Genomic DNA, 10976 nt, shown 5'->3' on the forward strand with positions numbered 1-10976 from the left:
TAATTAAAGGAGCTTTAATATGAATCTTGATAGTACATTTCATCGCAGTCCTAAAAATGCATTAAAGTACTATTACATCACTAGTTTTATTGGTTTAATTGTAGTACTAGTGATTTTGAGCATATTATATTATTGTTGGTCTACTTATAATTGGTGGAACTTTATTCTATACATACTTATTACAGTTGCGGTGATTTCAGTTATAAACTTTATAGTTGGGCCATTTCTGAGATATAAATACCATTTTTATAAATTTGAAGGCGATTCAATTATTTTGAAGCAAGCTTTTTTCTTTAAAAAGGAAGAACTAAGTAAGATAGAGAGGTTGCAATATATTACAGTTAGTACAAATCCGCTAGCAAAAATATTTAAAATAAATACAATTGAATTAGTTACAGCAGGTCATGAAATTTCACTGCCGATGGTTTCAGAAGAAGAGGCAGACGTAATAGAGCATCAAGCGTTAAATAGATTGAGAGGTGTAGACGACGATGTATGATCCACAAAAGCTACATCCGATCTCATATGTAACAAGTCTAATTAATGTTATTAAAAATAATTTTATTGTAATTATTATTTTCCTGTTTAATATTAAAGATTTTAAATATGATGATTTCTATTCATACTTATGGCCAGGTATCATGACATTAATATTTTTAATAACTTTCTTTTATAATATTTTCAAAGTTTATAATACTAGATATTGGATTGAAAATAATCATTTCATTCTTACAACAGGTGTATTAAATAAAGAGCGAAAAGAACTCAATATTAGTAGAATTCAATCAGTTGATACCACTGAAGGTTTTGTGAATCAAATAGTAGGTGGCGTAGAACTTATTATTAAAACTCCAAGTGACGGTATTGAACTAAGTACAATATCAAAAAAGCAAAGTAAATTGATTGAAAGTGAGATTAAAAACATACAACAAGAATTGAATGCAACGCATCAAGCTGAAGTGAATGTTGATTCTGAAAAGGATGAAAACGAGGATAATGAATCCTTGAAAAATGTACCTACTAAATCAATTTTTAAAATGTCATTTAAACAATTATTATTTATGGTAATGACTAGTGGTGCGATTGGTATTACATTAATAACATTGTCTCCAATTGTGGGAAGTTTCTCGGACATTATACCTTGGGAAAAATTAGGTGGGGAACTCTCATATGTCTTAAAATCTACTTTCTTCATAATTATTGCTATAGTGGTTGTCGTTTTAATAATGAGCTATATCATCGGTACGTGTCTCGCATTCATAAGATACTATGGATATAAAGTAACGCAACAAGGTCATCAACTTAAAATTCAATATGGCTTATTTACAAAAAAGAATGTCACTGTACCAACAAATCGACTTCAAGGTGTACTTGAACATCAATCATATCTAAGAAGATTATTTGGTTATACTTCTATTCATTTTTATATTACTAGTGACGTTGTTACTTCTGCAGAGACGAGTGATGTTAATGGACGTATAATGATTTTACCTTTTATTAAACGGCAACAAGCTTATGAAGTGATTCAATCATTGGTACCAGAAATGCGTTTTAATACAGCCCATACTGGCATGCCACTAAGAGGTTTTCATCGACATTTTCTTATACCATCACTTATCCTTATTATTGCTAGTTTTATTGGATGGTATTTCTGGTCTACGTGGTCGTTTGTTATTGCGGGGTTATTAATCATTTTATTAATAATAAGGGCCATATTATATGTGCGATATAGTGGTTATTACCTTGAAAATGAAGAAATTGTTATCCAAAAAGCATCATTACTTAATATGAAAAGATTCTACTTCAAACTCAATAAAGTCATAGGTATGGAAATTAGACAGCATCCTTTATTAGAAAGAAAGCATTTGGCCAATTTTAAATTTATAATCGCCAAAGGTTTTGAAAATAAAAAAATAGGTCTTAAATACACAGATGTTTCTAAAGTTAATGAATTTAAAGAGTGGTACATGAGAGGTGATACTCATGAGTAATTATAACTATATGAATAAAAAGGGTTTAAAAGCAATGCGAATGAATGCTTTGCTATGGATAACAATCTTTACTATTGCATTAATCGTATTTACCATCTTTAATGTGTTGAAATTTCATTGGATAGATAATCGTACACTCATCATTGCTGAAATAGTTGGAGTCGTTATTTTAGGAGTCTTTTTTATATTTGTAATGCCCATATTTCGATATAAAAATTTTAGATACGCAATTGAAGAAGATGAAGTACATGTTAGAAGAGGCATTATTTTCATAAAGACAAATATCATTCCCTACTTTAGAATTCAGAACATCGATATTAATGAGGGCTTTATAATGAGAAGATATCAACTAGCTACTCTCACGCTATCAACAGCTGGTGGTAATAGTGAAATTGAATTGATAGATAAAAATGAAGCTCAAAAATTAAAGTTATTAATTAAACAAAATAAAACTAGAGATGCGCATGATATGTTAAACGGCGATGATGAATAAGATACTATGAATAGAAACTATATTGAAAGTGATTAAAGAGGCGAAGTTATGATACATGGAATAGGTATAGATTTGATAGAAATTGAGCGTATTAGAAAGGTGTTATATAAACAACCTAAATTAGTTGACCGAGTATTAACTGAAAATGAAAAGCTAAAGTTTGAAAAATTCACTCATGAAAAGCGTAAGATTGAATTTTTAGCAGGTCGTTTTGCTGTTAAAGAAGCTTTTAGTAAAGCATTGGGTACAGGGTTAGGTCAGACGATATCTTTTAAAGATATCAATTGCTATAACGATGAATTAGGTAAGCCATGTATCGACTATGATGGATTTAGAGCTCATGTAAGCATTACCCATACAGATAATTATGCAATGAGTCAAGTTACCTTAGAAAAATTAGAATAAAGGCGTTATATAATAAATGTATTAATATTTTAGTATTAAGCGAGTAGTTTCAAGGAGGACCTTTTCATGTCGGAAAAATTCTATAGATCAACCTATTTAAATGTTAATTTAGATGCAATATTAAACAATTATCAAACATTCAATCAGTTACATCATAACAAGACTGTTATATCAGTCATTAAAGCTAATAGTTATGGATTAGGTAGTGTAAAAGTAGCACATCACCTAATGGAACATGGGGCTTCGTTTTTCGCAGTTGCAACACTTGATGAAGCAATTGAATTAAGAATGCATGGAATTGATGCAAAAATACTAGTCTTAGGTGTCATTCCAACTAAAGACATATGTAAAGCTATTCAACATCGTGTAGCTCTTACTGTACCTTCAAAAGCTTGGCTTAAAGAAGCTATTAGAAATATACCTGAAAAAAATGAGAAAGAACTTTGGTTACATGCCAAAATAGATTCTGGTATGGGTCGATTAGGTATGAAAGATGTTGAAGAGTATAAAGATGTTGTTGATATAATTAATAAAAAAGATGATCTTGTTTTTGAAGGCGTGTTTACACATTTCGCTAGCGCAGATGAACCAGGGGATTCTATGAATGAACAGTATGAATTTTTTAAAGATATTGTTAATCAAGTTGAAAAACCAAATTACATTCATTCACAAAACTCTGCAGCTTCTTTATTAATGGATGGACAATTTTGTAATGCGATTAGATTAGGTATCTCATTATATGGGTATTATCCTTCACAATATGTTAGGGATAATGTCAAAGTACATCTTCGCCCAAGTGCTCAACTCGTTACTGAAATAGTACAAGTGAAATCTCTTAAAGTTGGCGAAACTGTGAGCTATGGACGTACTTTTACAGCTGATAAAGAAATGAAAATTGCTATACTACCAGTTGGATATGCTGATGGTTATTTAAGAGCTATGCAAGGTGCTTATGTGAATGTTAATGGCCATCAATGTGAAGTGGTAGGTCGGGTTTGTATGGATCAGACTATAGTGAGCGTGCCTGATGATGTGAAGATGGGAGACAAAGTGATATTGATGGATAATCATATAGATTCACCACAGTCCGTTGAGTCTCTAGCTGAAAAGCAACATACAATCAATTATGAAGTATTGTGTAACTTATCAAAACGTTTACCAAGAATCTATCACCATAATGAAGAACAAGTGGTTACGAACGATTTGTTAAAATAGTATAGTCACTGCGTTAAAAATTTGTTATTATAAACATAAATTAAAGGTTAAATAACAACTTTTTTGGAATCAGATGGAGGTTCTTCATATGTTATCTTTTAATCAATCTAGGAGTCACAGTCTTGAACAATCATTAAAAGAAGGCTATGCACAAATGGCCGATTTAAACCTCTCCCTAGCAACGGAAGCTTTTCCCATCGAATGTGAAGCTTGCGATTGTAATGAAACATATCTTACTTCTAACTCTAAGAATGAATGATTAGAAGAGGCGATGTTTACTTAGCTGATTTATCACCAGTTCAAGGGTCTGAACAAGGGGGAGTAAGACCTGTTGTAATTATACAAAATGATACTGGTAATAAATATAGTCCAACTGTCATAGTTGCTGCTATTACAGGTAGGATTAATAAAGCGAAGATACCAACCCATGTAGAAATTGAAAAGAAAAAATATAAGTTAGATAAAGACTCTGTTATCTTACTTGAACAAATTAGAACACTAGATAAAAAACGTTTAAAAGAGAAGTTGACCTATTTGTCTGAAAGTAAGATGAAGGAAGTTGACAACGCCCTAGATATCAGTCTAGGATTACATAATTTTGACCATCAATGATTATAGCGTTTTATATGTAGTTAACATAAATAAAATAATGAATTTAAAGACAATAACTTTATAATAATTATAACTCTTAATTAACTAGGTAACTTTAGACCGATTGCTTACATCAAGAATTTTTGCAAATCAAGACTAGTGCTACCTCTCATTAGTTAAATAGCATATAATTATAGTTATTATGTAAATACATTTATTATAAAAGAATGTCTTGAGTTTTTCGGCTTTAGGTATTCCAATCCTAAAGTCTTTTTTAGATATTAAGAAACTGTGGCTTTTTAGTTATTTGCTATTCATTTTATAGATAAAAAAGAATTCCAAAAAGTACCAGATTAAAAGCATATGGAATTGTGAATTGGAAGTAAGGAGGCACATCTCGTGGAAGAATTTAAGAAAGATTATATGGAACTTGTAAAAGAAAGTTTAACTACTGAAAACCGAACACAACTTATAAAAAAGTGCGAAGAATTTACAAATGAAGTAATTAAAAAGGATATACTGCCAGAAGATATTGTAGAAATTCATAAATCATATATTAACCAATTAGATTTAGAAGAAAAAGAAATACTCGGTACATTAGATGTCCTTCAAGAGGTAGTAAGAGGATTCGGTTATAGTTATAGAGATTATCAAAGATTAGTTAATAAATTACAAGTTCACGACAAAGAAATTGATTTGGCTTCTAGACTTCAGCAAACTATGCTTAAAACAGATATACCTCAATTCGATAGTATACAAATCGGTGTAATTTCCGTAGCGGCTCAAAAGGTAAGTGGCGATTATTTTAATTTAATTGATCATAAAGACGGGACTATGAGTTTCGCTGTTGCGGACGTTATCGGTAAAGGTATACCTGCTGCTTTAGCTATGAGTATGATTAAATTTGGAATGGATTCATATGGTCACTCTCAATTGCCTAGTGATGGTTTAAAGCGTCTTAACCGAGTTGTCGAAAAAAACGTCAACCAAAATATGTTTGTAACGATGTTTTATGGCTTGTATGAAGAAATGAATCATCTTTTATATTGTAGTTCTGCAGGGCATGAGCCTGGTTATATTTATCGAGCTGAAACAGAACAATTTGAAGAGATTGACGTTCGTGGGCGTGTGCTTGGAGTAAGTCAGAAGACTCGATATAATCAACAAGAGATACCTATTTATCTCGAAGATTTAATAATTATCTTTACTGATGGTGTAACTGAGGCACGAAATAGAGAAGGTGAATTTATCGATAAAGATAAATTGTTAAATTTAATACAAAAATATAAACATATGCATCCACAAGATATAGTTCAAATTATTTATGAAGGAATTTTAAAAGTTCAAAACCCTAGTAGAAAAGACGATATGACAATTTTAATTATAAAAAGAGTAAATTAATTTAACTAATATAGATTAAAGTTTCAAGTCGTAGGGTATACATATTTTTGAACACAAATGTAGAAATGAAGCAGATTTGATAAAGACTAGGAGTGTATCGAATGAATCTTAATATAGAAACTGTAACTCATGACGATTATTATGAAGTTAAAGTTGGCGGAGAATTAGATGTATATACAGTGCCTGAATTAGAAGAGGTACTTGTACCAATGCGACAAGAAGGGACTCATGACATTCATGTTAATTTAGCTAACGTAAGTTACATGGACTCTACAGGATTAGGTTTATTTGTAGGAACGTTAAAAGCATTAAACCAAAATGATAAAGATTTATATATATTAGCTGTTTCTGATCGAATCAGTAGATTATTTGATATTACCGGTTTGAAAGATTTAATGCATGTTAATGAAGGAACGGAGGTTGAATAACATGCAATCAAGACAAGATTACATTGAAATGCGGTTACCAGCCTCTGCGGAATACGTAAGTTTAATACGTTTAACATTATCTGGTGTATTCTCAAGAGCTGGAGCATCTTATGACGATATTGAAGATTCTAAAATTGCTGTAAGTGAGGCAGTGACTAACGCTGTAAAACATGCTTATAAACAAAATACTGAAACCGGTATGATTAATTTATGTTTTGAGATATTTGATGATAAAATAAAAATAGTTATTTCAGATCAAGGTGAAAGCTTTGATTATGAAACAACAAAATCAAAATTAGGTCCTTACGACGATAACGAAAACATTGATTTTCTTCGCGAAGGCGGCTTAGGATTATTCCTTATTGAATCATTAATGGACGAAGTGAAGGTCTATAAAGAATCTGGTGTTACAATCAGTATGATTAAGTATATTAAAAAAGAGCAGGTGCGAAATAATGGCGAAAGAGTCGAAATCAGCTAATGATGTATCACCTGAACAAATTAACCAATGGATTAAAGAGCACCAAGAAAATGAAAATAGCCAAGCTCAAGATAAATTAGTTACGCATTACCGCAAACTAATAGAATCTTTAGCATATAAATATTCAAAAGGGCAATCACATCATGAAGATTTAGTTCAAGTTGGTATGGTTGGTTTAATAGGGGCCATCAATAGATTTGATTTGTCATTTGATCGAAAATTTGAAGCATTCCTAGTTCCAACCGTAATTGGTGAAATAAAAAGGTATTTAAGAGATAAAACATGGAGTGTTCATGTACCAAGACGTATTAAAGAAATTGGTCCAAGAATTAAAAAGATAAGTGACGAACTTACAAATGAGCTTGAGCGTTCACCATCCATCAGTGAAATTGCTCAACGACTTGAAGTTTCGGATGAAGAAGTCTTGGAAGCGATGGAGATGGGTCAAAGTTATAATGCGCTTAGTGTTGATCATTCTATTGAAGCAGATAAAGACGGATCAACTGTCACTCTATTAGATATTATGGGTCAACAAGATGATAATTATGATTTAACTGAAAAGAGAATGATTCTAGAACGTATTTTACCTATATTATCTGATAGAGAAAGACAAATTATTCAATGTACATTTATAGAAGGTTTAAGCCAAAAGGAAACAGGCGAACGTATTGGCTTAAGTCAAATGCATGTCTCTCGCTTGCAACGTACTGCAATCAAAAAGTTGCAAGAAGCAGCTAAACAATAAATATAAAAAGAAGTTCATTGACTGAGTTAATGAACTTCTTTTTATATGTTAGAATTTTTAACTTTAAAAAAGATTAAAGCATTCTAAATTATATCTAGGAAGAATCTAGTTAAAAAATTATGTTAAACTAGTGAAGAAATTTTTAAAGAAAAGCGTGGTAGAACAATGGACAAAAATTTAATTCAAACAATCGTTGAAAAGTATTCTTTTTCAGAGAAACAAATTAAATCAGTTCTTGAACTCTTAGAAGATAACAACACTGTGCCATTTATTGCAAGATATCGTAAAGAGGCAACTGGTGGTCTAGATGAAGTTGAAATTAAGCAAATTGATGATGAATATAGATATATGGAAAATCTTCAAAAAAGAAAAGATGAAGTGATACATAGTATTGAACAACAAGGCATGCTAACTGAAGACTTAAAAAAAGATATTATTAAACAGACAAAACTACAAAGAGTTGAAGATTTATACCGTCCTTATAAACAGAAAAAGAAAACACGTGCTACTGAAGCTAAAAGAAAAGGGTTGGAGCCTTTAGCAAAATGGTTACTTCAGAAGAATTTAGATAAGAATGTTGATGAAAAAGCACAAGAATTCATAAATGAAGAAGTTTCTACAGTAGAAGATGCTATTAAAGGGGCACAGGATATTATTGCTGAACAAGTTTCAGATGACCCTAAATATCGTTCAAGACTTTTAAAAGATGTATATCATCAAGGTCAAATTGTGTCTGCTAAGAAGAAAAAAGCAGAAGATGAAAAAGAAATCTTCTCAATGTATTATGATTATTCTGAACCAGTAAAGCGTGTTGCAAATCATAGAATTTTAGCTATGAATCGTGGGGAGAAAGAAAAAGTATTAAACGTTAAAATAGAATTTGACACATCAAGAATTAAAAAAGACATTGAACGACAATTAATTCAAGTAAATAATGAAGCAAATCCTTATATTGCAGAGGCTATTGAAGATAGTCTTAAACGATTAATTATGCCTTCGATTGAAAGAGAAGTTCGAGGAGATTTAACTCAGAAAGCAGAGACACATGCCATCGATGTTTTTAGTGAGAACTTAAGAAACTTACTTTTACAACCACCTATGAAAGGAAAACAAATTCTCGGTGTGGACCCGGCATTTAGAACGGGATGTAAGTTAGCAGTTATTAATCCTTTTGGAACGTTTATTGCTAAAAGCGTCATTTATCCTCATCCTCCAAAATCTAAAATCGAAGCTTCTGAAAAAGAACTGGTCAACATGATTAAAGATTATCAAATTGAATTACTAGCGATTGGAAATGGAACAGCTAGCCGTGAAACTGAACAATTTGTAGCAAATGTAATTAAAAAATATAAATTAGATGCTCAATTCATCATTGTCAATGAAGCAGGAGCCTCTGTGTATTCTGCTTCAGAAATTGCCAGACAAGAGTTTCCAGATTTTCAAGTTGAAGAACGAAGCGCTGTATCTATAGGTAGAAGAGTTCAAGATCCATTAAGCGAATTAGTTAAAATAGATCCAAAATCTATTGGGGTAGGTCAATATCAACATGATGTAAATCAAAAAGAATTAAGCAATGCGCTTACTTTCGTAGTTGAAACTGCAGTTAACCAAGTAGGCGTAGATGTAAATACAGCTTCAAAATCTTTACTTCAATATGTTTCAGGACTATCTTCAACTATTGCGCAAAATATTATTGATTATAGAGAAGAAAATGGACCTATTAAACATAATAAAGAAATTAGTAAAATTAAACGGTTGGGTTCTAAAACTTTTGAACAAAGTATAGGCTTTTTACGTATCGTTGATGGCTCAGAACCATTAGATAATACTGCGATTCACCCTGAGAGTTATGAAGTGACTTATGAAATATTAGAGCAACTAGGTTTAGGCGCTAATGATATAGGTACGGATCAATTAAAATCAACATTAAGTGATGTGAATATTGAAGGGCTTGCGAAACAATTGAATATTGGTGAACCCACTCTAGAAGATATTATCAAATCACTTATTGCGCCTAATAGAGATCCAAGAGATGAATTTGAGACACCGATCCTTAAATCTGATGTATTATCCATTGAAGATTTAAATGAAGGCATGAAATTAAATGGTACTGTTAGAAATGTAGTAGATTTTGGTGCATTTGTTGATATAGGTGTTAAACAAGATGGATTAGTCCATGTTTCTAAACTTTCTAAGAAATTTGTAAAGAATCCTATGGATATTGTAAGTGTGGGAGATATTGTGGATGTTTGGATTCTGGATATCGATGAAAATAAAGGCAAAGTATCTTTAACGATGATTGATCCAAATGAATAATAATGAACTTCAAAGATTAACTGAAAACTTGGCTATCAAATACTTTGGAGTACCTTTCAAACATAAGGCTTATTTTAATCAACGATTACGTACTACAGGTGGAAGATATTTGTTGAAAAGCCACAATATAGAAATAAATCCTAAACAATTAAAGCATTTTGGAGAAGATGCAATAGTTCAAATAGTTAAACATGAACTTTGTCATTATTTTCTTCACCTTGCTGGTAAAGGGTACCAACACAGAGATACAGATTTCAAAGATTTAAGCGCTAAAGTAGGCGCACCAAGGTTTTGCAATCCGACTGAAACATATGAAAGTCGAGCTAATTACAAATATCAATGTGTCAGTTGTAAAGCTAATTATTTACGTATTAAAAGAGTGAACACTCAAATAATGAGATGCGGGCATTGCGGTGGCAAACTTAAATTAGTTAAAGTTTTTGAGAAATAGAAAAAATATAAATATATATTTAGTAAAAGGGTTGTTAAAAGCAGATGCTGTTTTCTAACAACCTTTTTTATAATTGATATAAATTTTGTTGTGAAAAACATTGACAATAATTATTACATGATATATTATAGATATCGTTGTCTTAACAAGGAAAGCAAAACAAACCTTAATTAACAATATTAATTTTAAGTTAATTTTGTGTTGACAAAATGTAACCGACAATTTACAATGGTTATTGTTCTCGATAATTAAAAGTTGAATTATGCGTTTTGCCAGCGGTCGTGGCGGAATGGCAGACGCGCTAGGTTGAGGGCCTAGTGGGAGTTAATCCCGTGGAGGTTCAAGTCCTCTCGGCCGCACCAAATCATATATTTAATACTACACGCGGGTGTAGTTTAATGGCAAAACCTCAGCCTTCCAAGCTGATGTTGTGGGTTCGATTCCCATCACCCGCTCCAT

The 10976-nt window shown here is 31.5% G+C and carries 13 protein-coding genes and 2 tRNA genes; all 15 read left to right on the forward strand.

Annotated elements, in window-relative coordinates:
• Nucleotides 1-19: 19 nt before the first annotated feature.
• The 15 genes from AC3WQX_RS11375 (at nucleotide 20) to AC3WQX_RS11445 (ending at nucleotide 10975) form a co-directional block, all read left to right on the forward strand.
• Entirely contained in the window at nucleotides 20-499 is a 480-nt protein-coding gene (locus AC3WQX_RS11375; protein WP_023351370.1) for a PH domain-containing protein, read from the forward strand.
• Nucleotides 492-1991, forward strand: a complete 1500-nt coding sequence (locus AC3WQX_RS11380; RefSeq protein WP_492740248.1) for a PH domain-containing protein — start codon at nucleotides 492-494, stop codon at nucleotides 1989-1991. The genes AC3WQX_RS11375 and AC3WQX_RS11380 overlap by 8 nt, the downstream gene beginning before the upstream one ends.
• A complete protein-coding gene (locus tag AC3WQX_RS11385) occupies nucleotides 1984-2484 on the forward strand; it encodes a PH domain-containing protein (protein WP_023351372.1) in 501 nt (166 codons plus the stop codon). Before AC3WQX_RS11380 ends, AC3WQX_RS11385 begins: the two co-directional genes overlap by 8 nt.
• A gap of 48 nt (nucleotides 2485-2532) precedes the next feature.
• The gene (gene acpS, locus AC3WQX_RS11390; protein WP_002435510.1) at nucleotides 2533-2889 is read left to right on the forward strand and encodes a holo-ACP synthase; all 357 of its coding nucleotides are present in this window, start codon (nucleotides 2533-2535) and stop codon (nucleotides 2887-2889) included.
• Between the two features lie 66 nt (nucleotides 2890-2955).
• A complete protein-coding gene (gene alr, locus AC3WQX_RS11395) occupies nucleotides 2956-4104 on the forward strand; it encodes an alanine racemase (RefSeq protein WP_023351373.1) in 1149 nt (382 codons plus the stop codon).
• Between the two features lie 88 nt (nucleotides 4105-4192).
• Entirely contained in the window at nucleotides 4193-4363 is a 171-nt protein-coding gene (gene mazE, locus AC3WQX_RS11400) for a type II toxin-antitoxin system antitoxin MazE (protein WP_002435513.1), read from the forward strand.
• Nucleotides 4360-4716, forward strand: a complete 357-nt coding sequence (locus AC3WQX_RS11405; protein ID WP_002435799.1) for a type II toxin-antitoxin system PemK/MazF family toxin — start codon at nucleotides 4360-4362, stop codon at nucleotides 4714-4716. The genes mazE and AC3WQX_RS11405 overlap by 4 nt, the downstream gene beginning before the upstream one ends.
• 402 nt (nucleotides 4717-5118) lie before the next feature.
• The gene (locus AC3WQX_RS11410; protein ID WP_211181699.1) at nucleotides 5119-6096 is read left to right on the forward strand and encodes a SpoIIE family protein phosphatase; all 978 of its coding nucleotides are present in this window, start codon (nucleotides 5119-5121) and stop codon (nucleotides 6094-6096) included.
• Between the two features lie 101 nt (nucleotides 6097-6197).
• A complete protein-coding gene (locus AC3WQX_RS11415; RefSeq protein ID WP_492740252.1) occupies nucleotides 6198-6524 on the forward strand; it encodes an anti-sigma factor antagonist in 327 nt (108 codons plus the stop codon).
• Between the two features lies 1 nt (nucleotide 6525).
• Complete coding sequence (gene rsbW, locus AC3WQX_RS11420) at nucleotides 6526-7005, forward strand: anti-sigma B factor RsbW (protein WP_002435518.1); 480 nt, start codon at nucleotides 6526-6528, stop codon at nucleotides 7003-7005.
• On the forward strand, nucleotides 6980-7750 hold the full coding sequence (sigB, locus tag AC3WQX_RS11425) for an RNA polymerase sigma factor SigB (protein WP_002435824.1): 771 nt from the start codon (nucleotides 6980-6982) through the stop codon (nucleotides 7748-7750). The genes rsbW and sigB overlap by 26 nt, the downstream gene beginning before the upstream one ends.
• 165 nt (nucleotides 7751-7915) lie before the next feature.
• The gene (locus AC3WQX_RS11430; protein ID WP_023351377.1) at nucleotides 7916-10066 is read left to right on the forward strand and encodes a Tex family protein; all 2151 of its coding nucleotides are present in this window, start codon (nucleotides 7916-7918) and stop codon (nucleotides 10064-10066) included.
• Entirely contained in the window at nucleotides 10059-10517 is a 459-nt protein-coding gene (locus tag AC3WQX_RS11435; RefSeq protein ID WP_023351378.1) for a SprT family protein, read from the forward strand. Before AC3WQX_RS11430 ends, AC3WQX_RS11435 begins: the two co-directional genes overlap by 8 nt.
• A gap of 275 nt (nucleotides 10518-10792) precedes the next feature.
• Nucleotides 10793-10879: transfer RNA gene (locus AC3WQX_RS11440), tRNA-Leu, on the forward strand.
• Between the two features lie 22 nt (nucleotides 10880-10901).
• A tRNA-Gly gene (locus AC3WQX_RS11445) sits at nucleotides 10902-10975 on the forward strand.
• Nucleotide 10976 lies beyond the last annotated feature (1 nt).

Source organism: Staphylococcus sp. FW104-15G4D, from assembly GCF_058790135.1.